Genomic DNA, 24,583 nt, shown 5'->3' on the forward strand with positions numbered 1-24,583 from the left:
TCACCATCCGGTCACCGCTTCGCCGTTCCGCCTCCCTCGGGCAGCGGAACGGCGAGCACGGCCAGGAACCGGTCCAGGAACTGCCCGTACGCGGCCACCATGTCCACCCGATCGGGCTCCAACAACCACTGCACCTGGAGGCCGTCCATCGCCGCCAGCATCAGCTCGGCGCAGTGCTCCGCGTCCACGTCGGCGGCGATGTCGCCGTCGTCCCGGGCCTGCGCGAGATGCCCGGCGGCGATCTCCCGGGCGATCCGATAACGCTCGACGAAGTAGGCGTGCGCCGGATGCGCGGGATCGGTGGCCTGCACGGACAACGTCGCGAACAGCCGGATCAGCAGCGGCTGCCGGGCGTTGAGCGCGACCACGTCCCGACTCGCGCGCACCCAGGCGATGCCGGAGACGTCCACCGGCTCGTCCGGGATCAGGGTCAGCTCGTCCTTGTACCGCAGTACGGCCGTGAGCAGCTCCTCCTTGGACGCGAAGTGGTGCCGCAGCCCGGTGTGCGACAGGCCGACCTGGGCGGCGATCTCACGCAGCGACACGGCGTCGTACCCGCGCGTGGCGAAGACCTCGAGCGCCGCGTGCACGATCTCCTGCCGCCGTGCGACCCCACGCGCGTACGGGCCCCGCGCCCCCGTGCGATCCGACATCCGTTCGGCTCCCTTCGTGAAAGCATTCCACCTGGAATGTATTGAATGTAGTCTGCCCCGCGTGTCGCAGGCCAACGGTCATGATGACCGCACCTTTCCCCTGTCCTCGGCCGAAGAGGCGTCCGGCGCCTCCGAGCCGTCCGAAACCCACCTGCTGGAAACCACCCACATGCCGGATCCCAGGGCGCCGGACGCCCTTGCCCACACCCGGGTCCGCGCCCGCGCCTTCGCGCTCACCCGGGCGCTCGAACGCATCGAGACGGCCCTGGCCCGCCTCGACCTCGAACAGAAAGTGCGCCTGCTCACCGGTTCGGGATTCTGGCGGACCGCCGCCGAACCGGCGATCGGGTTGCGCGAAATGGTGCTGTGCGACGGCCCGGCGGGCGTCCGCGGCGAGCGCTTCGACGAGCGCGAACCGTCCGCGTCACTGCCCTGCCCGACCGCGCTGGCCGCGTCCTGGGACGAGGACCTGGTCGAACGACTGGGCGCACTGCTCGCCGCCGAGGCGCGCGCCAAGGGCGTGGACGTCGTCCTCGGTCCCACCGTCAACCTGCAACGCAGCCCGTATGCCGGGCGGCACTTCGAGTGCTACTCGGAGGACCCGCTGCTCGCCGGCCGGATCGGCGCGGCCCTGGTGCGCGGCATCCAGGCGGGCGGCGTGGCCGCCACGGTCAAGCACTACACCGCCAACGACTCGGAGACCGAACGTTATTCGGTCGACGTACGGATGTCCGAGCGGGCGCTGCACGAGGTCCACCTGGCGCCGTTCGAGGAAATCGTCCGGGCGGGGGGTGCCTGGGCGCTGATGGCCGCCTACAACTCGGTCGACGGCGTCACGATGACCGAACACCCGCTCCTGGAAACGCCGTTGCGGACCGAGTGGGGCTTCGACGGACTGGTGGTCTCGGACTGGTTCGCCACCCGGTCGACGGAGGGCGCCGGGCGGGCCGGGTTGGACCTGGCCATGCCGGGCCCGGGGCCGGACGCACCGTGGGGCGCGGCGCTGGTCGCGGCGGTCCGGGCGGGCCGGGTCCCGGAGGAGGCGGTGGACCGCAAGGTCCGGCACCTGCTGCTGCTCGCGGCCCGGGTCGGCGCGCTGCCGGGGGTGCTGCCGGCGCCCGCCGGGCCGGTGGGTGCCGGGCCGGACCCCGCCGCGCTGCTGCGCGAGGCGGCGGCGGCCGGGACCGTACTGCTGCGCGACACCGGGACGGCCCTGCCCCTGGACCCGGGGACGCTGCGCCGGGTCGCGGTCCTCGGGCCCAACGCGGACGCGCCCCGGATCCAGGGCGGCGGCAGTGCGACGGTGATCCCGCCGTACGCGATCAGCCCACTGGCCGGGCTGCGGGCGGCACTCGGGCCACAGGTGGAGGTCACGCACGCCGTCGGCGCGCGGATCCGACACCGGCTGCCTCCGGTGACGGCGGCGGACGTATGCGACCCGAAGACCGGCGAGCCGGGCCTGCGGGTGCGCTTCCTCGGCCCGGACGGCTCGGTCCTGCACGAGGAACTGCGGGGCGGCGGACGGCTGTTGTGGTTGGACGATCCGATCGTCGCGCGGGCCACGGCGATCGAGGCGAGCGGTGTGCTGGCGGTCCGCGAGGACGGCCCGCACCGGATCGGCGTGGCGGGCGTGGGCCGCTTCCGGCTGCTCGCCGACGGTATCCCGGTGGTGGACGACGACCTGGCCACCGACGACCCCCTGGGCGGCATCCTGACCCCGCCCGAGGGCTGGGCCGTACTCGACCTCAAGGCCGATCAGCGGCTCGACCTGCACCTACGCCACGACTTCGCGGCCGACCGCCCGGGCACCGGCTTCGTCCTCGGCGTGGACCGGCCGATGGGCGCCGAGGACGACGAACTGGCCCGGGCCGTCGCCCTGGCGGCGCAGTCCGAGGTGGCCGTCGTGGTGGTCGGCAGCACCGAGGAATCCGACAGCGAGGGCCGAGACCGCGAAACCCTGTCCCTCCCGGGCCGCCAGGACGAACTGATCCACCGCGTCGCGGCCGCCAACCCCAACACCGTCGTCGTCGTCAACAGCGGCTCCCCCGTCCTCCTCCCCTGGCGCGACGAGGTAGCCGCAATCCTGGTGAGCTGGTTCCCGGGCCAGGAATTCGGCGCGGCCCTGGCGGACGTACTCCTCGGGGAAGTCGAACCCGGCGGCCGGCTGCCGATGACCTGGCCCGCCACCGAATCCGACCCGGCGATACTGTCCACCGTCCCGGTCGCCGGCCGCCTCGACTACACCGAGGGCATCCACATCGGCCATCGCGGCTGGCTCCGCGCCGGCAGCACCCCGGCCTACCCGTTCGGGCACGGCCTGGGCTGGACCACGTGGGACTATCCCGCCCTCGAAACCGCCGCCGCAGGCGGGGACTTCATCGCCGACGTAACGGTACGGAACACCGGCGAGCGCCCCGGCCGCCAAGTCCTCCAGGCCTACCTGAGCCGACGGGACGGCACCATCGAGCGCCCGATCATCCGGCTGGCCGCCCACACCACGGTCTCCGCCCTCCCGGGAAAGGAAGTCACCACCCGCATACACATCCCGGCAAAGGCATTCCAACACTGGACCCCGGAAGGCCCCCAAACCGAACCCGGCACCTACGTCCTCCACGTAGGCCCGTCCAGCGCGGACCTCCCCTTGACGGCAACCCTGAACATCCGGGCCTGACCTACCAGGTTCGCACCGTCGGCCGGCCTCCGGCCAGGGTCCTCAAACGCCGGACGGGCTGACGGGTGGGTCGGCTCGGCGCACGTTCCTGGAGAGCACCGGGGCGCCGACCGATCTCCCAAGCCATCCCACCCGGGCAACCAAATCCAGCCCGTCCGGCGTTTGAGGACACCGGGCCGGAGGCCGGCCACCGCAACGCTCCAGGCACCTCAGGCCGATCCGGCCCAAGGACCACACACCCACCCTGCCCGGGCCAACCCACCCAGCCCGAGCCAAACCAACCAGCCCGGGTCGACCCACCCAGCCCGAGCCAAACCAACCAGCCCGGACCGACCCACCCAGCCCGAGCCAAACCAACCAGCCCGGACCGACCCACCCAGTCCGAGCCAACCCAACCAGCCCGTCCGGCGCTTGAGGACACCAGGCCCGAGGCCGGCCCCCGCAACGCTCCAGGCACCTCAGGCCGATCCAGCCCAAGGACCACGCACCCACCCTGCCCGGGCCAAGCCACCCAGCCCGAGCCAACCCAACCAGCCCGTCCGGCGTTTGAGGACACCAGGCCGGAGGCCGGCTCCCGTGCCCGCCGGGCCACACGGCATCGCCCGGGTTCAGGCGATCCGTTTGTCATTCTTTTTGGCGATTTGGATTAAATCCGCGCACTTGGGCATGCCCTCGCCCGACGGGCACCGCGTCCGTCCGCGGTACTTCTCGGTGAGAGTGGTGTTCGGGATGCAGGCTCGGTCGTGGTTCGTGGTGTTACCCGACGGCCATGCGGCCGAGCCCGGCACCGCGGCGCAGCGGTGACCGCGTCGGGGCCGCCGGCCGTGTCGGCCGAGGGTCTGCGCAAAACCTACGGCGCCGTCGAGGCGGTCGCCGGTGTCGATCTGCGGGTCGAGGCCGGGGAGAGCTTCGGGTTCCTCGGTCCCAACGGCGCGGGCAAGTCCACCACCATCGCCCTGTTGACCACGCTCGCCCGGCCCACCGGCGGGCGGGCGTTCGTCGCGGGCGTCGATGTGGTCCGCGATCCCGCACGGGCCCGCCGGCACCTCGGGGTGGTGTTCCAGGAGACCACCCTCGACCACGATCTGACCGCATGGGAAAATCTGCGCTTCCATGCCGAACTGCACGGCGTCCCACGCCGCGAAACCCGCGCCCGGATCGCCGACATGCTCGAACTCGTCGGTCTCGCCGCCGAGCAACAACAGCGCACGATCCGCACCTTCTCCGGCGGGATGAAACGCCGCCTGGAGATCGCCCGGGGTCTCCTGCACACCCCCGACGTACTCTTCCTCGACGAACCCACCCTCGGCCTGGACCCGTACGCCCGCAATCAGCTGTGGGAACACCTGCACCGGGTCCGGCAGGAACGCCGCACCACCGTCTTCCTGACCACGCACTACCTCGACGAGGCCGACCAGTGCGACCGCATCGCGATCATCGACCACGGTCGGATCGTCGCGCAGGACACCCCCACCGCGCTCAAGACCGCCATCGGCCACGACACCGTCACCCTGCGCACCACCGACGACGAGGCCGCCCGACGCGCGCTGGCCGAACGATTCGGCCGGCCGGCCACGGTCGGGCCCGCCGGGCTGCGCGTACACGTGCCCGACGGGCCCGCCATCCTCCCGAGGTTGTGCACCGAACTCGGCGTCACCGTACTGGCGGCCACCACGGCCCGGCCCAGCCTCGACGACGTATTCCTGCATCACACCGGCCGCGACCTGCACGCCACCGAACCGGCTCAGCCCCCTGCCCTGCCCCGGCCCACGACCCGGACGTGACGCGATGACCACCACGGCCCCCACGCCCACCAGCGAACAGGCCCCGCCCGACCGATCCGAGCGCACCCGAAGAAGCACGTTCGCCAACGAGGCACGCGCGGTCCGGGTGGTCTGGCACCGCGAGTTGATCCGCTTCCGCCGCGCCCGGGTGCAACTGGCCGTCACCCTCGCCCAACCCATCCTCTACCTGCTGGTGATGGGCCCGGGACTGGCCTCCCTCGCCCCCGGCCGGACCGGGTACAACGCCTTCCTGTTCCCCGGCGTCCTGATCATGACCGTGCAGGGCACCGCCGTCGCCACCGGCGCGTCCATCCCCTGGGACCGCGAGGCCGGCCTCCTGCGCGAGATGCTCGTCGCCCCCGTCCACCGCGCGAGCCTCCTGCTCGGCAAATGCCTCGGCGGCGCCACCGTCGCCACCTGCCAGGGCGCCCTGGTCCTCGCCCTCGCGGGCGCCGCGCACATCCCCTACCACCCCGCCCTGCTCGCCACCCTGCTGGCCGAAACCGCCCTGGCCGCACTGGCGTTCACCGCACTGGTCACCGTCGCCGCGGTGACCGTGACCCGTACCGCCACGTTCAACGCCACCCTCGGCATCGGCCTGATGCCGATGTTCATGTTCTCCGGCGCGATGTTCCCGATCACCGCGCTCCCCACCTGGCTCGCCCCGGCGGCCCTCCTCAACCCGATGACGTACGCGATCGACCCACTGCGCCGCGCCATCGCCGCCCACGTAACCACCCTCGACCCCGGCACCGGCCCCAGGTGGGCCGGCCATCCCCTCCCCATCGGCCTCGAACTCGCCACGCTGACCGCCCTCGCCACCCTCACCCTCACCATCGCAGCCCACCGCTTCGCCCGCGTCCGCTGACCGCGCCGTCGGCGCGGTCGGGCATTCAGCAAAGGCCCTCCGGCCCAGGCAGGGACAACCTCCCGAGCCCGGGCGTTCGAGCCCGGCCATAGGGTCGGTGTCGGATGGGCCGTGCCCGAGCGCGGAACTGCCAAATGAGTGGGGGAAGTTCGATGGGACGTTGCCGGAGGGTGGTTGCGCTGGTCGCGGCCGGTCTGATCGGTGTTCAGGGGTTGGTGGCGCCGAGCGTGTCGGCGGCTCCGCTCGCGTCGCACTTCGTGCAGGTCGTGGCACACGAGGACGACGACTTGTTGTTCATGAATCCGGACGTGGCCGGGGGAATTACCGCAGGTGTTGCAACGACGACGATCTATCTGACCGCCGGCGAAGCCGACAAGGGCGTCGACTATGTCAGGCGGCGCCAAGCGGGTGCCTTGGCCGCCTACGCACAGATGGCGGGTCTGAGCGACAACGACTGCAGGACGGAGGCGGCGGGACCGGGAGGATGCTGGTCTCTGGTCGAGCGCGCGTTCTCCGGGGGAGGTCTGGTCGAGGAGTTCACGCTGGTCGGCCGGTCGAATCTGCAACTGGTGTTCCTCGACCTGCCCGAGACGTCGAAGCCGGTTTCACTGGCCGATCTGGAGAACGGATCGGCACCGACGGCCACCACACTGGACATGGATGGAGACCCGAACAACGGTCCCTGGCCGCGGACGTATACCCGAGCCGGTCTGGTCGGCTTCATCCAGCAGTTGTTGACCTACTACCAGGCCACCACGGTGCGCGCGCAGGACTCGGCGGCGGATCCGATGCCGGCCACGGACGCCTACCCCCTGGGCGACCACGGAGCCCACATCGCGGCATCGCGCCTCGCGGACGACGCCGTGACGTCCTACGGGGCAGTCACCAACGCCCGGGTACTTCTGGAGCACTATCGCGACTACAACATCAGTGCGATGCCGGTGAACCTCATGCCCGAACAGGTGGCGGAGAAGCACGACACGTTCGAGAAGTACCGCCCGAAGGACGAAGTCACCGGCCCGGGCTACGACGCGGAATGGGGTCCTCGTGAGTACTCGCGCACGCCCCGGGGGACACGATGGGTCGGCCGCGACTCCGCCGGGCTTCTGCATGCCTTCGTGGTGGAGAACGGCAGCCTGTTCGAGTGGTCCCAGGACGGCGCCTTGAACTGGCACGGGCCGTACACCCACGGCAACAACGGTGCTGCCCTGGACGTCGGGCTGAGCGTCGCCAACAACGCGGACGGTCGTCTGGAGGTGTTCGCCCGGCGTCGTGACACGGGGGAGATCGTCTCGCGCTTCCAGGGCGTGGGCGGCGGATGGGGTTGGGGCACGCTCGGCTCACCCAATGCCATCGGCAAGCCCGACTTCGACTCGCTCAGGGTGAGCAGCCCCGTCGTGGTGCCCAACGGTGACGGTCGGCTCCAGGTCTTCGTGCGCAATCGGGGCGGCGGCATCAGCACCCGCTGGCAGGCCCGGCCCAACGGCGAGTGGAACGGTTGGGCGGACATGGGCGGTTCGGACATCCAGGGCCCGCCCGAGGCGGTACGGACCAACAGTGGTCGGATCGAACTGTTCGCACCGACGCGGGGCAACGTCCTGCACTGGTACCAACCGGCTCCGAACGCACCGCTGGTAGTCGACTCCACATTCCCGAACATCGTGGCCGCGAGCGGTCTTTCGAGCGGGGTCAACGCGTCGGGTCGGATCGAGTTGTTCTTCCGTCAGCCCGAGAGCGCCGAGTTGATGACCCTTTATCAAGCCCAGCCGGACGGTGGTTGGCTCGGCCCCGCAGCGATCCCCGGCGGTCCCGGCCTCGCCGAGCCTGCGGCGGCCACCAGCGGCGGCCGCATCGTCGCGATGGTCCGAAATCGCGGGGGAGGGGTGAGCTTTTCTCGCCAGGCCGGACCCGATCAGCCGTTCGGCCCGTGGACGGACCGCGGCGGCCTGCTGGTCGGCCCGCCGGCGGCCGGAGTGAGCCGGGACGGCAGGATCGCGCTGCTGACCCTCGGCCCGGGCGGTCAGGTGTTCCTCAGCACGGAGAACGCCGACGGTTCGTTCGCGTACTGGAGTCTGATCGGGTAGCCGTGGACCTGCGCGAGGTGGGCCCGAACCTCGCCGGGACGCTGATACGAACAGCATCCCGCCGGTCTCGGGCCCTTCTCCGACAGCGGGGTCACCATTCAGCGACCACGGCCCGACTCGCGCCGAGGGCCGCCGCTCCCCGCGACCAACGCCACCTCGCCCCGACGGCCGAACGGTGCCGGGCGATTCGAACTCGTCGCCCGGCACCGTGCGTTCAACCGGTCAGCTGCCCCCGACCACCTCCGCCAACTGCCGGTCCGCCGCCGCCTGGATGGCGTCCTTGTCGCCGATTTCGACGTCCGGGATGGCGTCCGGCAGGGCGTCCTCCAGCCGGCTCAGCGGGCGGTACAGCAGGCCGAGTAGGCCCCAGCCGGCCAGTACCACCCCGACCAGGACCAGCAGCAGGCCCGTGCCGCGCCCGGGGCCGGTGCCCAGGACCACGCCGATCGAGCCCGCCAGTGCGCCGTCCGGGAGGAGCAGAGGCTCGAAGACCCGGTCCGCCAGTGGGCCGGCGGTCAGGAAGCCCAGTGGCATCATCGACATCGCCAGCATCTGGTTCGTCGCCAGCACCCGGCCCTGCAACTCCATCCCGACCTTGGTCTGGATCAGCGCCATCCAGTGCGAGTTCAGGATCATCATCGCGGCCCACAACACGAACAGCCCGATCCCGACGAAGATCGGCTCCGGTCGACTGCCCGCCAGGACGGCGGCCACCCCCACCACCGAGGTGAAGCCGATCATCCCGGTGGCCCTCCGCGTGGTCCCGCCCCACAGCGCCATCACCAGCGCGCCGAGCACCGCGCCGACCCCGCCGAACGCCGTCACCACGCCCAGCGTCACCGCCGAGCCGTCGGCCAGCACCATCGGCGTGACCAGCACCGTGGCCACCGCGAACAGGTAGTTGAACACCACGAAGAACAGCACCATCGCGACCAGCCCGCGCCTGCGCACGATGTACCGCCATCCGGTGACCACTTCGCGCAGCAGCGGCTCCTCGCGCTTCTCGAACAACGTGTCCGGGAAACGCACCCGCAACAGCACACTCACCCCGACCAGGAAGGTCGCCATGTCGAACAACACCACGCCGTGCAGCCCGACCGCCGCGACCAGCACACCGCCCGCCAGCGCGGCGAGCATGTCCCCGGATCCGGCGCCCAGTTGGGCGAGTCCGTTGGCCTGGCCCAGATAGCGCTTGGGCACCAACTGGGTGATCGCGGCCAGATAGGCGGGCCGTTGGAACGCGTTGCAGATCGAACCGACACACGCGACCACGTACACATGCCACAGGTGTAGTTGCCCGGTCCACAACAGCACACCCAGCGACAACATGCCCGCCGCCGCCACGGTATCCGTGGCGATCATGATCCGCCGGCGATCCAACCGGTCCGCCACGGCACCCGCGATCGGTAGCAACAACACCGCGGGCAACACCGCCGCCACCGAGATCAACGCGAAGTCGACCGCCGAGCCGGTCTGCAGGTAGACCCACACCCCCAGGGCGAACGTCGACAGCGCGGTCCCGATCATCGACACGAACTGCCCGCCGGCCACCTTCGCGAAGGTCGCCAGACTGGGCCGCGCCGCCGCCGGGCGCGCACTCGGCCGATCCGCCGCAGCCCCCGTACCGGCCGCCCACCCGCTCAACACCCGCGCCAGTTCGGCCGCCTGATGCTTGAGGAAGTAGTGCCCGGCCCGAGGGATCACCGCCAACTCGACGCGCGGCCCGAAGTGCTCCCACTCCGCGTAGCGTTCCTCGTACAGCAGCGTCGCCCGGTCCTTGTCCCCCACCACACACAGGATCGGCGCGACCATCGGCGTGGGTCGCTCGTCGCCGTAGGCGCGCGTGTAGAAGTCCTCGGCCTGTCGTACGTCGTGCCGCAACGCCCGGATCAGGAAGCGTTGTTCGGCCTCGTCGTAGACGTCGGTGAAGCCGCCCATCGCCCGCAGGTAGTCCAGATACGCCCGGTCCGACAGCAGCCGATCACCCGGCAACCGCCGCGCCAGCCACTCCGCGAACCGCCCCGGCAGCCGCGCCGCCGGGAACGTCCCGCCAAGCGCCACGCCCCGCAGTTCGGCCCCGGCCGCCTCCAGGCGGGCGCCCAGGGCCGTCGCCAGCGCACCGCCCAGGCAGTGGCCGTAGAGCAGGATCGGACCATGGATCGTCCCGGTGATCTGCGCGGTCAACCGGTCGGCCAGCGCCTCCAGTTCCTCGGGTTCGTCGTCCGGCCGACTCGGATCGTGACCGGGCAACTCCACCGCGTACAGGCCGAGTCCGGCCGGCAGCGCATCGGCCAGCGGCTGGAAGGTGATCGGACTCCCGCCGCCATAGGGTACGCAGACCAGGTTCAACGTGGTCGGCCCGGCCGCGCGGGTGAGCCGGTGCAGCAGCGTGCGCGGTGGTGTGGCCACGCCCGCCCCGGCAGCCGCCGCGCGTTCGTCGAGCAGCGCGGCCAGTTCACCCACGGTCGGCTGCTGGAACAGGTCGATGATCGACAGTCCCCGCCCGATCGTGCGCACCGCCCGCACCGCGGAAAAGCTGTCGCCGCCGAGCGCGAAGAAGTCGTCACCCGCACCGACCTCACCCACCGACGCCGCGCCCGAGGCAGCGCCCGACGCACCCGCCGGCGTACCGACCGCCGCACCCAACACCTCGGCGAACGCCGCCGCCACCGCCCGCTCGGTGTCGGTTCGGGGCGCCACCCAACCGCCCTCCACCGGACGCAGGTCCGGCTCCGGGAGCGCGGCCCGGTCCACCTTGCCGTTCCCCGTCAGCGGCAGCGCGTCAAGCACCACCACCGCCGACGGCACCATGTAATCCGGCAGCCGGGATCGGGTGGCCGCCCGAATCGCCGCACCGTCCGGAGCGCCGGCACCGTGATCGGCGACCACATAGCCGACCAGCTTGCGCGCGGCCCCCTCCCCGCGTGCCACCACGACCGCCTCCCGGACCCCCGGCAGCGCGGTCAGTTCCGCCTCGACCTCGCCGATCTCGACCCGGAAACCACGGATCTTGACCTGCTGGTCGGCCCGGCCGAGGAATTCGAGCAACCCGTCCGCCCGTCGCCGAACCAAGTCGCCGGTGCGGTACGCCCGTTCGCCCGCCAGCTCGACGAAACGCTCCTCGGTCAGGTCCGGCCGACCCAGATATCCCCGGGCCACCCCCGCCCCGGTGACGTACAACTCGCCCGGCACGCCCACCGGCAGCGCCCGCCGGCTCGCGTCCAGCACATGCGCCCCGACGTTGCCGAACGGCAGGCCCAACGGCGCGCTCGCCGCACCGGCGGGCAGCACATCCACCGGTGCCCCGAGCATCGACACGGTCGTCTCGGTCGGCCCGTAGTGGTTGTGCAGCGCCAACTGCGGTCGGGCCGCCCGGATCCGCTCCACCAGATCGGGCCGCAGCGGTTCGCCCGCGCAGATCAGCAACTCGCGCGGCAGTACCTCGGCGAGGCGAGCCGACCGAGCATCCGGGTCGCCGTGCGCGGTCAGCCCTTCCAGGTGACTGGGCACCAGCTTCATCGCGTCGATCCGATGCGCCGTCAGATAGCCGGCGAACGCGTCCGGATCGGTGGCCTGATCCCGCGTCGGCACATGCAGGCAGCCGCCCGAGGTGAGTGCCCCGAACACATTGGTGGTGCCCAGATCGGCGGCGAACGTCGAGACCAGCGCCCAGTTCCACGGCCGCCCGTCCGCCGCCCGCCCCGCCCCCACCCGCTCCCGCAGGCCGTACAGGTAGTTCCGATAGTTACGATGCTCGACCGCAACCGCCTTCGGCGCACCGGTGGATCCGGACGTGAAGAGCACATAGCAAAGGTGTTCCGGCCGCACCGCCGCTGCCACCGGCGCAGCCGAACCCGAGTCCGAAGCCGAACCCGAGTCCGAGTCCAAAGCCCGATCCGAAGGCCGATCCACCCAGTCCGGCCCGACCACCGGCAGCACGTCGCCCACCCGCGCCCGCAGGTCGTCGGTCGCCACCACCGCGACCGCATCGGCGGCGGCAAGCAGCCCACGCACCCGTTCGTCCGGATACAGCGGGTCCAACGGCAGATACGCGCCGCCCGCCTTGAGGATGCCCAGCATCCCCACGATCAGCGCGGTCGACCGCTCCACGAACAGGCCCACGACCCGATCCGGGCCCACTCCGAGCGCGGTCAGTCGACCGGCCAACGTGGCGGCCCTGGCGTCGAGTTCAGCGTAGCTGAGCACCCCGTCGGCACTCCGGACGGCGGGGGCGTCCGGAGTCTCGCGGGCCTGCTCCTCGATCAGACCGTGCAGCGTGCCGATCGAATCCCACTCCCGGGCGGTGTCGTTCCACCCGGCCAGCGCGCGCTCCTCACCGGCCGTCAGCAGCGGCAACTCGGCCACCGCCCGGTTCGGTTCGGCCGCCATCGCGTCCAGCACGGTGGTCAGATGGCCGAACGTGCGCCGGATGGTCGCCTCGTCGTAGAGCGCGCTGCGCCAGATCAGATCGGCGTGCAGTTCGTCGGTGGGCGCGGTATCCAGCACGGCGATCGACAGGTCGAACTTGGCCGCACCGGTGTGTGTATCGCGAAACTCGACCTCGACGCCGGGGAGCGTCGGCTGGGTCGGCGCCTGGTTGTGCACGTTCAACAACACCTGGAACAGCGGTGTATAGGCCAGTTCGCGATCCAGCTTGAGCGCGTCGACCAGCCGATCGAACGGCAACTCCTGCCGCCCGAACGCCGCCAGCGTGTCCTCCCGGACCCGGGCCAGGAGTTCGCGCACCGTCGGCTCACCCGACAGGTCGGTACGCATCACGAGCGTGTTGACGAAGCAGCCGATCAGGGCGTCGGTGCTGCGATGGGTGCGACCGGCGACCGGACTGCCCACCGTGACGTCCGAGACCCCGCTGTAGCGGCCGAGCACGATTTGCAGGGCACTCAGCAACACCATGTACGTGGTACTGCCGGTGCGTTCGGCCAACCCGCGGATCCGCCGCGAGCGCTCGGCGCCGAACGCGACCCGTATTCGCTCACCACGGGTATCCGCGACCGCCGGTCTCGGTCGGTCCACCGGCACCGTGGCCGTCCCGGACACCCCGTGCAGCCGGGTCCGCCACCAGGCCTCCTGCCGGTCGAGTTCGGCGGCCAGCGTGGTCTGCTGCCGATAGGCGATGTCCGCGTATTGCACGGGCAGCGGCGGCAGTTCGGGCGCCCGTCCGGCCAGCCGCGCGGTGTACGCGGCGGTCAGCTCGCGAAACAGCACGCCCATCGACGAGCCGTCGGCCGCGATGTGATGCAGGATCAGGCTCAACACATACCGGTCGTCCGAGCGCAACAGCGTCACCCGGATGGGTAGTTCGCTCGCCAGGTCGAACGGTCGACGACCCTCGGCGGTCAGCACCGCCGCCACCTCGGCCTCGGCCAGGTCGAGCACGTTCACCCGGAACCGGTCCACGTCCTGCACGGTGGGCAGGACATGGCCGTCCACGCTGGGATACACCGTGCGCAGCACATCGTGCCGCGCCACCACGTCGGTCAACGCGGCGGCCAGGGCGGCCTCGTCCGGTCGCCCGGTCAGGCGCAGGACGAGCGGCATGTTGTACGCGGCGCCGTCCGGTTCGTACTGGGCCAGGAACCACATCCGACGCTGGGCCGCGGACAGCGGCATGGGTACGTCGGCGGGCCTCGGCGACAACTCGGCGCGCGGCGTGGCCACTCGGGCTCGGGCCAGCCGGCGGCGGAGCGCCTCGCGCCGGGCCTGTTCCGGGTCCGGTTCGGGGCGTGTGGTCAGGATTTCCTCGGAGTCGGTCATCCCACGTCCCGCCCATTCGGATCGGCAAACCCGTCCAGCCCGTCGAGCCCGTCCAGCCCGTCCGGTCCGTCCAACATGTCCAGCGCGTCCAGAGCCGCCAACCCGGGCAACCCGTCCAGCTCGTCCAGGTCGGCCAGCAGCAGGTCCTCGACCCGTCGTGCCATCGCGGCGATCGTCGGCGACTCGAAGACGGCCCGCAGCGGGAAGTCGATCTCGAAGCGCTCGCTGATCAGCATCATCAGCCGCAGGGCGAGCAGCGAGTTGCCGCCCAGGGCGAGGAACCGGTCCTCGCGGCCGATGCGTTCGGCGCCGAGCAGGTCCCGCCAGATCTCGGCCAGGATCTCCTCGCAGTCCCCCTGCGGTGGCGCGCCGCTGCCGCCGGGGCGCGGCTTGGGCAGCGCGGCCCGGTCGACCTTGCCCGCCGGGGTCAGCGGCAGGGCGTCCAGCGGGATCAGCAGGCCGGGGATCAGCTGCCGGGGCAGCCGTTCGGCCAGCGCGGCGGTCAACTCGTCGGCCACGAGCGGCTCGTCGGTGACCACGTAGCCGACCAGGGCCGGTCCGGCCGGCCCGTTCCACAAGGTGGCCACCGCGCCGGTGACCCCGGGCAGCGCGGTCAATCCCGCCTCCACCTCGCCCAGTTCGATCCGGAAGCCGCGCAACTTGACCTGGTGGTCGGCCCGGCCGTGGTATTCGAGGGTGCCGTCGCGCCGCCGGCAGGCGATGTCGCCGGTGCGGTACATCAGCGTTCCGGGCGCGCCCAGCGGATCGTGCACGAATCGTTCGGCGGTCTGCCCGGCGTGGTCCAGGTAGCCGAGCGCGACGCCCGCGCCCGCGATGCACAACTCGCCGGGGGCGTTGACGGGTGTCGGTCGACCGGCCGGATCCAGGACGTAGACCCGGGTGTTGGCGATCGGCCAGCCGATCGGCACCACCCGCAGCCGGGCGTGGGTACGGTCCACCGGGAGCAGGGTGGACCACACCGTCGTCTCGGTCGGGCCGTACATGTTCCACACCTTCGCGCAGCGGTCGAGCAGGGCGCCGGCCAGGTCGCCGGTGAGTGCCTCGCCACCGGAGAGCGCGACCAGCCCGGGGCGGCCGGGCCAGTGTGCGTCGAGCAACATCCGCCAGGTGGCCGGGGTCGCCTGAGCCACCGTCACCCCTCGGCGGTCGAGCCAGTCGGCGAGTTTGCGGCCGTCGGTGGCGGTGTCCCGGTCGGCGATCTCGACCCGGGCGCCGACCACCAGCGGCAGCCACAACTCCAGTGCGGCGATGTCGAAGGTGAGCGTGGTGATCGCGGCCATCGTGTCGGCGGCGGTCAGACCCGGCTCGTCGGCCATCGAGAGCAGGAAGTTGACGATCGCCCGATGCGGCACCATCACCGCCTTGGGCCGCCCGGTCGAGCCGGAGGTGTGGATCAGGTAGGCCGGGTCCTCCGCCTCGGCCCGAGGTCCGGTCAGGGCGGTGGTCGGGGCCGTACCGACCTCGGCGCCGTCCACGAGGACCACGTCGTAGCCGGGATCGGCCGGCAACGGGCTGCCGGTGGCGCTGACGATCAGGGTGACCTTGGCGTCCGCCAACAGGGCCCGGGTGCGGGCGGGCGGCTGGTCGGTGTCGATCGGCAGGTAGGCGGCGCCGGTGCGCAGTACGCCGAGCAGCGCGGCCGGGAGCCGGTGGGAGCGCGGCATGGCGACCGCGACGAGCGTGCCGCGTTCGGCCCCGCGGCTGCGCAGCACGTGCGCCAATCGCTGGGCCAGCGCGTCGAGTTCGGCGTAGGTGAGGGTGCCTTCGGGGGCCGAGACGGCGATCGTGTCCGGAGTTCGGGCGATCTGGGCCGCGACCAGTTCCGGGAGCCGTAGGTCGGGTTGTACGGTCGGAGCGGGGTTGCCCGCCTCGACCAGGTGGGTGTGTTCGGCACGATCGAGCATGATCGTTTCTGCGATCGGCCGGTCCGGCGCGGCCATCGCCTCGGCCAGGATGCCGAGCAGGTGGTCGATCAGCGTGTCGATCGAGGCCGCCGCGTAGCGGGTGGTGCGGTACTCGATGGACAGCAGCGGTCCGGCGGCCGGGAACTCGACGAACATCGACAGGTCGGTCTTGGCCCCGCCGTTGTCCACCTCCTCCAGAAACTCCAGGGTCAGGTCCGGCAGTTCCACCGCCGCGCCGGGGTGGTTCTGCACCGCGAGCAGGATCTGCGAGATCGGACTGGCCCGCTCCGCGTCGGAGACGCCCACGAAGCGCAGCTGCTCCAGGTAGGGCAGCGCACTGTGGTCGAGCGCGTCGAGCACCACCGGACGTACCCGCTGCACCAGTTCGCGGAACGTGTCACCACCCTCGACCCGGAAGCGCACCGGCACCGTGTTCAGCAACGGCCCGAGCACACCTTCGAGTTCGGGCAACGGCCGGACCGCGAAGGGAGACAGCACGACCTGGTCGGTATGGCCGGTATAGCGGTGCACCAGCACGCCGAGCGCGGCCAGCAGCGTCATGTACAGGCTGACCCCCTCGCCCGCCGCCCACTCCTCGGCGGTACGCACGAGTTCGGCGTCCAGGCGGCGGGCCAGCCGGGCCCCGCTCGGGTCGTACGGGTCGGCGTGGGTCCGGTCCCCGGGCAGGCAACGTTCGCCCTCCAGCTCGCGCAGCCGGCCGGACCAGCGGCGCGCCTCGTCCTGCTTGGCGTCCGCGTAGCGCCGCTCCCAGCGCGCCACATCGCGGTACTGCAGGGCCGGTTCGGCGAGCGGGAGTCCCCGGTATGCCTGCGCCAGGTCGTTCAGGAACACCCCGATCGACCAACCGTCGATCGCGATGTGGTGGACCACGAAGAGCAGTTCGTGCAGATCCGGGCGGACCCGGACGGCGACCGCGCGCAGCAGCCGGCCACCCGACCGGTCCAGCGGCCGAGAGCCCTCCGCGCGCAGCGCCGCGTACACCCGGTCCTCGTCCGCGTCCGGGAGTTCGATCAGTTCCACCTCGACCGGGTACGGCGGTCGAATCTCGGCCACCAACTCACCGGCCCGGTGGCCCAGCGCGGTGCGCAACACCTCGTGTCGGCGCACAAGTTCGGTCAACGCCCGACCGAGTGCGGTCAGGTCAAGCGCGCCGGTGGCCCGAAAGCGCAGCGGCACGTTGTACAGTCCGCTGCCCGGCAGGACCAGCTCGTGCATCACGAACTCCCGCTGCACCGTGCCTACCAGGACCGGTGCGTCCGGCTCGCGATGCGGCGGGAGCACGGCCGGCGCGAGCGCGTCGCCCGACCGTTCCGCGAGGTCCACCCGCTCGGCCACGGCCGCCACGGTGGGTACGGCGAAGAAGTCGGTGAGCGGGATCCGTACCCCGCAGGTCCGTTCGATCCGGGCCAGCAATCCCACCGCGAGCAGCGAGTTGCCGCCGGCGTCCAGGAACGGATCGTGCACGCCGATCCGGGACGCGCCCAGCAGGTCGCCGAACAGTTCGGCGATCCGGGTCTCGGTCGGGGTGCGCGGCGCCACGAACTCGACGGTCACCGCCCGGGATCGGGACGCGTCGGGCAACACCTTGCGGTCGATCTTGCCGTTGATGTTCAGCGGCAGCTCGGTCAGGAACGCCACCGCGTCGGGCAGCATGTAGGCGGGCAGCCGGGTCAGGCAGTGCGCCCGCAGCTCGACAGGACTCGGCTGCGTCGAAGTTTGTTGGCCGGCCCCGGCGACGCACTGCACGAACGCCGCGAGGTAGGGACCGGCCGCGTCCTCCCGCAGCACCACGGCGGCCGACTGCACCGCCGGATGGCCGGTCAACACCGCCTCGATCTCGCCCAGTTCGATCCGGAAGCCGCGCAGCTTGACCTGGTGGTCGACCCGGCCGTGATACTCCAACGCGCCGTCGTCGCGCATCCGGACCAGGTCGCCGGTGCGATACCGGCGCTCGCCCGCCACGGTGACGAAACGCTCGGCGGTCAGGTCGGGACGGCCGTGATAGCCCTGGGCCAGGCCCACACCCCCGAGATACAGCTCGCCCAGCTCGCCGGGCGCCGCCAACTGCCCCTGCTCGTCGTGTACATGCACCGTCGTACCCGGGACCGGGACGCCGATCAGCGGCTCCGCCCGGTCGTCGCGGTCCACCACGGCCCACGTCGAGTAGACGGTGTCCTCGGTGGGCCCGTACAGGTTGTACAACTGCTCGACCTGCGGGCAGGCGTAGACCTGGTCCGCCACCCGGCGGGACAGCGCCTCGCCCACCAGGTTGATCGTCCGCACCCCGCTCGGCAGTCCGGGTCCGCGTAACAGCGCGGCGATCGCGCTGGGCACGGTGTTGATCAGGGTCACCTCGTCGCGCGCGGGCGCGTCGGCGAGGGCCAGGACGTTCTCCACCAGGATCACCGTCGCACCCACGGCGAGCGGGAAGAACAGCTCGTAGACCGAGATGTCGAAGCACACCGAGGTGGAGAACAACATCCCGCGGGCCTGGTCCGGCCGGTAGGTGTCGGCCGCCCAGCGCAACATCGCCACGACGCCCCGGTGCTCGATCCGAACTCCCTTGGGGCGTCCGGTGGATCCGGACGTGTAGAGCACGTAGGCGAGGTCCTCCGGGCCGGTCCGGGCCCGGGCGGGGACGGGGTCGGCGGGCGGCGGCGCGTCGATGTACACGAGTGTCGCCGAGGAGTCGGCGAGCAGGTGCTCGTGCGCGCGGTCGGTGACCACCAACGGTGCCTGGGAGCTCTCGATCACCCACTCCAGTCGGTCGCGTGGGTATTCGGGGTCCAGCGGTACGTACGCCGCGCCGGCCCGCAACACCGCCAACAGCGTGGCGACCAGGTGCGGGGTGCGCGGCAGGCAGACGCCGACCAGGGCGCCCTTGGCCACCCCGGCGGCGGCCAGGCGCGCGCCGACCAGGTCGGCCAGCTCGCCCAACTCGCGGTAGGAAATTCGGTGTTCGCCGGCGACCAGGGCGATCGACGCGGGTGCGTGCACGATCCGGTCATCGACCAGATCGGCCAGGGATGCGGCCGGATCCAGTGCGGGGAAGAGTGCGGGGAAAGCGGTTGGACTCATCGACTCGACTCTCCTGAAGTGTCCTCATGCCGACTCGTGGTCGGCGACGCAGACGATGTGCTTCCGGTGGAGATCGTGGAGGAAAGCATTGACTGTGCCTAGCATCTTTCCCCGACGACTTCGGGTTGGCCGAAAGCAGCCGGTGGGAGGACTGCCGATCCGGTCGAGGAGAGTGAACCGGTACGGCGGCCTGCCTTCGGCGAATCCAGGTCTATCGTGTCCGGCTTGCCCGGCGCTTGGGTCCCGCCGGTTTCGGATCGGCAAACATTTGGCCGCCGGGGGCACACCTCGACACACTTCGGCACACTTCGACGCGCGGATCCGATCATCCGGCGGCATGCCCGGGCGCGGACCGTACACTGCGGGGATGGCCGAACGGTACGCGACAAGTGCCCTGGTGTTGCTGGTTCCCGACGTCGAACAGGCCGTCGAGCCCTGGCGCGAACGCTACGATCCGCGCGCCGCGGACGAGATCCCCGCGCATGTCACGGTCCTCTACCCGTGGTTGCCACCGGCCGAGATCGGCCCCGACGACCTGACCGCGCTGGCCGCGATCGCCGCCGCGCGGCCCGCACTCGACCTGGTCTTCGCGCGGGTCGGCCAGTTCCACCGAGGTCTGTGGCTGGCCCCCGAGCCGGCCGAGCCGGTGTCCAGCCTGACCGAGGCGGTGACCACACGCTGGCCGGATTTCCTGCCCTACGGCGGCGCGTACCTGGACGATCCGGACGACGTCGGCCCACACCTGACCGTCGCCCTCGGCCAGGGAGCGGACGAACTGCGCGCCCTGGCCGACAAGGTGGCCGCCCGACTGCCGCTGACCGCCCGAGTCGACGAACTGCACCTGGTGGTCGGCAACGAGGACGGCGACTGGGCAATCCGCGACGCGTTCCCGTTCGCGGCCCGGTAGGTCCCGGCGGGGCGCGTGGGGCAGGCGGGACACGTGGGTCCTGCGCCGGCGCCCCGACTGCCGCCCGCCACCGCCGTCGACGGGGTGAACGTCGCCGGGCGCCGCACTAACCCGCTGCCCGTGCCTTGCGTTGGCGCTTGGACAGGGCGGCCTGGGAGAGGTCCTCGGCCTGGGTCTTCAGGTTCTTGTAGCCGTAGCCGTGCTCGGTCAGCCAGCTTTCCGCCGCCGCCAGCGCCCGGGCGGTCGCCGGGACGATGTCCTCCTCGGCCTCGCCCGCGTCCAGGAAGCGGAAGGTGAAGAAGGGCCGCGCCGCCAGGTCGTAGGTCAGGTGCCCCTCGGCGGTGAACTCGGCCCGCAACACGTCGTGCTCGGCGGCCCGCGCCAGCAGCTCCGCCCGCTGCTCCTCGGTCAACCCGTCGAAGGCGCCCCGGACCATGACTCGGAAAGTGCGTTCGCTCATGAGCAAACCCTAGGCCGGGACTCAACCGAATTACCGGAGGAGCTCAGCCCTCCTTCGTCCACGACCCCAGCACCATCAGCGTCTTGGTGCCGGTCACGTTGCCGTTGCGGCGCAGATGGTCGATCACCTGCTGGAGATGGGTGATGTCGCGCACCCGAACGTGGATCAGCGCATCCGGATCGCCGGCGATCGTATACACCGCCTGCACCTCGGGCGTATCGGTGGCGGTCCGGACGATCTCGCTGACCGGCATGCTCCCGGGGTAGCGCAGCTCGGTGAACGCCTCGACCCCCCAGCCGAGTTTGGCGTGGTCGATCTGCACCGTGAAGCCGGTGATCACGCCCTCCTCGCGGAGCCGGTCCACCCGCCGTTTGACCGCCGCGACGGACAACCCGATCTGACCCGCCATCTCGGAGAACGTCCGCCGCCCGTCCTCGCGCAACATGCGCAGGATGTTGTGGTCGATGCTGTCGATCTCGGCCATTGCCCGGCCTCCACTTCTCGGCGCTGCCCACGCAAGAACACCGGGCCAACGGCTGACCGGCAGGCAAGAATCTTGCGCCTTGCAGGCGATCCGCCGCAAGTTGCTTGCGCCGGCTCTCGGCGGATCGGTACGCGCGGACCAACCGCCTCGGATCCCCCGGGTCGGCTCGGCCGGCCCGATACGCTTCCCGCCGAGATCCCGGCACGATGACGCGTCGACCGGATCGGGAGGGGCGGCACGATGGGCAGGACACGCGGGGACGACGGCGGTACGGACGAGACCGCCGAGCCGGCCGGCCACGGACCACCGGATCCACCGGCCCATACGCGCAAGCACGAGCACGAGCACACGCGCGGCCCCGGACGCGGACACGGTGCCGCGCATGGCCACGGGGACGACCACGGGCACGGCCACGGCCACGGCCACAGCCATGCGCACGGCCCGGCCACCCCCGTCTCGATCCGGCTGCGCCGCCTGGTGATCGCCGTACTGATCCCCTTCGCCGCCGCCATCGTGGTCGGCCTGGTGCTGCTCTGGCCCAACGGCACACCGGCGCACCCCCGGACCGGCGTCGGCTTCGACCAGGAGACCCGCGACGGCCGGGTCACCAGGATCGAGGCGCTGCCTTGCGGCCAGGCCGACGCGGAAGCCTTCACGGGCGGCGACCCTTCCGGAACCGGAGCCGGAACCGGATCCGGAAGCAAAGCCCCGCCCGACGCCGGCGCCACCCCAGGCGGTGTCCCCTGGCCCCCGCCCACCCTCGGCGCGCCCGGCGCGTCCGGCCCCGCCGCCGACTGCCGCCGGGTCGGCATCGAGGTCACCTCCGGCGCGGACAAGGGCCGCAGGTTCAACGAGGTGGTCCACCCCGGCCAGGTGCGCCACTACTCGGTCGGCCAGGACGTCGTGCTCTCCTACGCCCCCGGCGCACCCGAGGACCTGCGCTACTCGGTGATCGACGTCCGGCGCGGCCCACCGATGTTGCTGCTCGCCGGGCTGTTCGCGCTCGCGGTGATCGTGGTCGGCCGACTGCGCGGGGTGACCGCGCTGATCGCACTGGCGATCAGTTTCGCGGTGTTGTCCTTCTTCATCCTCCCGGCCATCCTGCACGGCTCCGATCCGCTGCTGGTCGCCGTGGTCGGCGGCGGGGCGATCATGTTCGTCGCGCTCTACCTGTGTCACGGCATCTCCACCCGCACCTCGGTCGCGGTGGTCGGCACGCTCGTATCGTTGTCCCTGATCGGGGTGTTGGGCAAACTCTTCATCGGCTGGGCACACCTGACCGGCAACACCTCGGACGAGACCGGCCTGGTACACGTGCTGTATCCCGACATCGAGCTGCACGGCCTGCTGTTGGCCGGATTCATCATCGGATCGCTCGGCGTACTCGACGATGTGACGGTCACCCAGACCTCGGCGGTGTGGGAACTCAAGCAGGCCGACCCGACCATGACGGCCCGTCGGCTCTACCGCGCGGGCATCCGGATCGGCCGGGACCACATCGCGTCGACGGTCAACACGCTGGTCATGGCCTACGCGGGCGCCGCCCTGCCGCTGATGTTGTTGTTCTCGATCGCCCGCCGGGACGTCCTGGACGTGGCCACCAGCGAGATCGTCGCCGAGGAGATCGCCCGCACCCTGGTCGGCAGCATCGGCCTGGTCGCCTCGGTCCCGGTCACCACGGCGCTGGCGGCGGTCCTGGCAGCGGCCGATCACGGGAACGGGAATCCCGCGAAGACCGTGAAGGCCGCGAAGCCTGGGAAATCCGCGAAGGCCACGCCCGCCACGGTCCCCGCGCAGGCATCATCCCGGGGGCGACACCGGGGCCGCTGATCTGCTCGTCTCATATCTGGGATACAGTCCCAAATATGAGAGACACCGATCCGATCGAGGCCCGCCTGGCCGATCGCCTCGCCGAGCTGCGCACCGAACACGGTTGGTCACTGGACGAGTTGGCCCGCCGTACGGACGTGAGCCGGTCGACCCTGTCCCGCCTGGAGCGCGCCGAGATCAGCCCGACGGCGGCGCTGCTCGGCCGGTTGTGCGCGGTGTACGAACGGACCATGTCGCAGCTGCTCGCCGAGGTCGAGTCGGAGCCGCCGCAACTGGTGCGGGCCGACCGGCAGGACGTATGGCAGGACCGGACCTCGGGCTTCACCCGCCGCTCGGTCTCCCCACCGCACCCGGGACTGCGCGGCGAGGTCGTCGAGGGCACGCTGCGCGCCGGCGCGGACATCGCCTACGACGGGCCGTCCATCCCGGGCCTCGAACACCACATCTGGGTGCTGGACGGCGTCCTGGAGATCACCACGGGCGCACGGGTGCACGAGGTGCGCACCGGGGACTGCCTGCGCTTTCGCTCGTGGTCCCGATCACGCTTCCGCTGCCCCGGGCCCGACCCCGTGCGATACGCGCTGCTGATCGTCCTGCCGTAAGCCAAGTCCCCGATCCGATCCTCGTCCTGCCGTAACGGAGGCCCGCGTTGCACACCATGACCATCACCCCACTCACCGCCGAAGACTTCCGCAGCACCACCGCGGACCTCGCCGACCTCCTCGTGGACGTCGTCACCGGCGGCTCCTCCGTCGGCTTCCTGGCCCCCCTCGACCACGCCGCGGCGGCGGCCTGGTGGCGCTCCCTGGAGCCCGCCGTGGCCGACGGCAGCCGCCGGGTCTGGATCGCCCGCGGCCCGAACGGCCTGGCCGGCACCGTCGGTCTCGCCCTCGACCACAGGCCGAACAGCCGGCATCGGGCCGAGGTGGTCAAGCTGATGGTGCACCGCAACGCGCGCGGGCAGGGCCTGGGCCGGGCCCTGCTCACCACCGCCGAACAGGCCGCCGCGCAAGCCGGCTCCACCCTGCTGCTGCTCGACACCGAGGCCGAGAGCACCGCCGACCACATGTACCGCGCGTCCGGTTGGACCCACTACGGCGTGGTACCGGAGTACGCGACCGACCCGGCCGGCGCGCTGCGCGACGGCAGCTTCTACTACAAGCGAATCGCCTGAGCCGGCGTGGGTGTTGGGGTCGGCCCCGGTGTCGAAACCGAGTCCCCGTACTGCCACTGATCGCACGGCAACCGCCTTATCCTGACCGGGCGGTGGTGCGACCGAGCGTGGGGAGAACGGGAACGTGGATCTGTGGGCGCAGTATCGGGGCCTGTACGCGGCGGCGCTGTTCACCGTCGAGTGTGCCGAGGACGCATACCGCCTCGGCGCACTCGACCCGGTGCTGCGCGCGTGGGTACGCCGCGAGTTGGAAAACCGGGAGGGCAGCATCGGCCACTGCGACAGCCGGATGGACGTGGCCGCGGCGGTCGAGGGCCTGGCCACGGTCGCCCCGCGCTATGTCAAGCTGCGCCGGGAACTGTTCTCCGACCTGCACCACATCGGCCGCCCGGCGCCGCAGTGGCGCGCGGTGGGCACCCGCCTCGCCGTACTCGCCCCGCTCCAGGTGTGGCGACAACCCCCGGCGTACGCCCTGCTGCTGCGCGATCCGGGCACGGCCACGGCCGGCGCCCAGTCGTGGGACTTCATCGTCTTCCCACGCTCCGGCGATCCCCGGGAACCCGGGACCACCTACACCACGATGTTGTTCGCGGACCCGGCCCCGGCCCCCGCGTCCGGAGTCGATTCGAGTCGCCGGCCGGGCACGGTACAGGTCACCCCGCAGCTCGAAGAGCAACGTGAACACTACGAGCAACTCACCCACGCCTTCCACGCGTTGGACCGCGATGTGCGGTTCGCCGCCCTGCACGACCCGGACGCGGGTCGGGGGGATCCGCTGCCTCCGCCCGGATGACCTTCGCGAGCCGGCGGGTTCCGCGTGCCGTTCGTTGGGAAAGCGTCGTCGCAGCGGGCAACCGTCGGGGAAGCTC

Annotated in this window: 14 protein-coding genes; 9 read left to right on the forward strand and 5 right to left on the reverse strand. The window is 71.5% G+C overall.

Annotated features, from left to right (window positions below):
• Window positions 1-11 precede the first annotated feature (11 nt).
• On the reverse strand, window positions 12-653 hold the full coding sequence (locus ABIA38_RS24695) for a TetR family transcriptional regulator (protein ID WP_424640988.1): 642 nt from the start codon (window positions 651-653) through the stop codon (window positions 12-14).
• Between the two features lie 61 nt (window positions 654-714).
• Here ABIA38_RS24695 and ABIA38_RS24700 point away from each other — a divergent pair, with 61 nt between their 5' ends.
• The 4 genes from ABIA38_RS24700 to ABIA38_RS24715 all read left to right on the forward strand — a co-directional run bounded on the left by ABIA38_RS24700 (window position 715) and on the right by ABIA38_RS24715 (window position 8,060).
• The gene (locus ABIA38_RS24700) at window positions 715-3,324 is read left to right on the forward strand and encodes a beta-glucosidase family protein (protein WP_424640989.1); all 2,610 of its coding nucleotides are present in this window, start codon (window positions 715-717) and stop codon (window positions 3,322-3,324) included.
• 800 nt (window positions 3,325-4,124) lie between these two features.
• Complete coding sequence (locus ABIA38_RS24705; protein WP_424640990.1) at window positions 4,125-5,108, forward strand: ATP-binding cassette domain-containing protein; 984 nt, start codon at window positions 4,125-4,127, stop codon at window positions 5,106-5,108.
• A 4-nt stretch (window positions 5,109-5,112) separates the two neighbouring features.
• Complete coding sequence (locus tag ABIA38_RS24710; protein ID WP_424640991.1) at window positions 5,113-5,976, forward strand: ABC transporter permease; 864 nt, start codon at window positions 5,113-5,115, stop codon at window positions 5,974-5,976.
• A gap of 170 nt (window positions 5,977-6,146) precedes the next feature.
• Window positions 6,147-8,060 carry a hypothetical protein gene (locus tag ABIA38_RS24715; RefSeq protein WP_424640992.1) on the forward strand — a complete coding sequence of 638 codons (1,914 nt, stop codon included), beginning with the start codon at window positions 6,147-6,149 and terminating at the stop codon, window positions 8,058-8,060.
• 222 nt (window positions 8,061-8,282) lie between these two features.
• Here the strand turns inward: ABIA38_RS24715 and ABIA38_RS24720 are convergent, their stop codons facing one another.
• A complete protein-coding gene (locus ABIA38_RS24720; protein WP_424640993.1) occupies window positions 8,283-13,835 on the reverse strand; it encodes an amino acid adenylation domain-containing protein in 5,553 nt (1,850 codons plus the stop codon).
• The gene (locus ABIA38_RS24725; RefSeq protein WP_424640994.1) at window positions 13,832-18,859 is read right to left on the reverse strand and encodes an amino acid adenylation domain-containing protein; all 5,028 of its coding nucleotides are present in this window, start codon (window positions 18,857-18,859) and stop codon (window positions 13,832-13,834) included. Before ABIA38_RS24725 ends, ABIA38_RS24720 begins: the two co-directional genes overlap by 4 nt.
• Window positions 18,860-19,226: 367 nt before the next feature.
• Between ABIA38_RS24725 and ABIA38_RS24730 the strand changes: the two genes are divergently transcribed.
• The gene (locus ABIA38_RS24730; RefSeq protein ID WP_424640995.1) at window positions 19,227-19,766 is read left to right on the forward strand and encodes a 2'-5' RNA ligase family protein; all 540 of its coding nucleotides are present in this window, start codon (window positions 19,227-19,229) and stop codon (window positions 19,764-19,766) included.
• A gap of 106 nt (window positions 19,767-19,872) precedes the next feature.
• On the opposite strand, the gene ABIA38_RS24735 is transcribed toward ABIA38_RS24730, so the two are convergent.
• Complete coding sequence (locus tag ABIA38_RS24735) at window positions 19,873-20,226, reverse strand: DUF6204 family protein (protein WP_424640996.1); 354 nt, start codon at window positions 20,224-20,226, stop codon at window positions 19,873-19,875.
• 43 nt (window positions 20,227-20,269) lie between these two features.
• Window positions 20,270-20,710: an Lrp/AsnC family transcriptional regulator gene (locus ABIA38_RS24740; protein ID WP_424640997.1), complete on the reverse strand. Its 441-nt coding sequence runs from the start codon at window positions 20,708-20,710 to the stop codon at window positions 20,270-20,272.
• 240 nt (window positions 20,711-20,950) lie between these two features.
• On the opposite strand from ABIA38_RS24740, the gene ABIA38_RS24745 reads away from it, so the two are divergent.
• The 4 genes from ABIA38_RS24745 to ABIA38_RS24760 all read left to right on the forward strand — a co-directional run bounded on the left by ABIA38_RS24745 (window position 20,951) and on the right by ABIA38_RS24760 (window position 24,507).
• Window positions 20,951-22,540 carry a YibE/F family protein gene (locus ABIA38_RS24745; protein ID WP_424640998.1) on the forward strand — a complete coding sequence of 530 codons (1,590 nt, stop codon included), beginning with the start codon at window positions 20,951-20,953 and terminating at the stop codon, window positions 22,538-22,540.
• A 35-nt stretch (window positions 22,541-22,575) separates the two neighbouring features.
• On the forward strand, window positions 22,576-23,142 hold the full coding sequence (locus tag ABIA38_RS24750; protein ID WP_424640999.1) for a helix-turn-helix domain-containing protein: 567 nt from the start codon (window positions 22,576-22,578) through the stop codon (window positions 23,140-23,142).
• Window positions 23,143-23,198: 56 nt separating this feature from the next.
• Complete coding sequence (locus ABIA38_RS24755; RefSeq protein WP_424641000.1) at window positions 23,199-23,714, forward strand: N-acetyltransferase family protein; 516 nt, start codon at window positions 23,199-23,201, stop codon at window positions 23,712-23,714.
• Window positions 23,715-23,838: 124 nt separating this feature from the next.
• On the forward strand, window positions 23,839-24,507 hold the full coding sequence (locus tag ABIA38_RS24760; protein ID WP_424641001.1) for a hypothetical protein: 669 nt from the start codon (window positions 23,839-23,841) through the stop codon (window positions 24,505-24,507).
• The last annotated feature ends 76 nt before the right edge of the window (window positions 24,508-24,583 follow it).

It is taken from the genome of Embleya sp. AB8, assembly GCF_049739465.1.
Taxonomy (GTDB): Bacteria; Actinomycetota; Actinomycetes; order Streptomycetales; family Streptomycetaceae; genus Embleya.

Bases quoted from the DNA above. Each gene is read 5' to 3' on its own strand.
- ABIA38_RS24695 (WP_424640988.1), bottom strand. From the start codon at position 653: ATGTCGGATCGCACGGGGGCGCGGGGCCCGTACGCGCGTGGGGTCGCA.
- ABIA38_RS24735 (WP_424640996.1), bottom strand. From the start codon at position 20,226: ATGAGCGAACGCACTTTCCGAGTCATGGTCCGGGGCGCCTTCGACGGG.
- ABIA38_RS24710 (WP_424640991.1), top strand. From the start codon at position 5,113: ATGACCACCACGGCCCCCACGCCCACCAGCGAACAGGCCCCGCCCGAC.
- ABIA38_RS24740 (WP_424640997.1), bottom strand. From the start codon at position 20,710: ATGGCCGAGATCGACAGCATCGACCACAACATCCTGCGCATGTTGCGC.
- ABIA38_RS24720 (WP_424640993.1), bottom strand. From the start codon at position 13,835: ATGACCGACTCCGAGGAAATCCTGACCACACGCCCCGAACCGGACCCG.
- ABIA38_RS24755 (WP_424641000.1), top strand. From the start codon at position 23,199: ATGACCATCACCCCACTCACCGCCGAAGACTTCCGCAGCACCACCGCG.
- ABIA38_RS24750 (WP_424640999.1), top strand. From the start codon at position 22,576: ATGAGAGACACCGATCCGATCGAGGCCCGCCTGGCCGATCGCCTCGCC.
- ABIA38_RS24725 (WP_424640994.1), bottom strand. From the start codon at position 18,859: ATGAGTCCAACCGCTTTCCCCGCACTCTTCCCCGCACTGGATCCGGCC.
- ABIA38_RS24730 (WP_424640995.1), top strand. From the start codon at position 19,227: ATGGCCGAACGGTACGCGACAAGTGCCCTGGTGTTGCTGGTTCCCGAC.
- ABIA38_RS24745 (WP_424640998.1), top strand. From the start codon at position 20,951: ATGGGCAGGACACGCGGGGACGACGGCGGTACGGACGAGACCGCCGAG.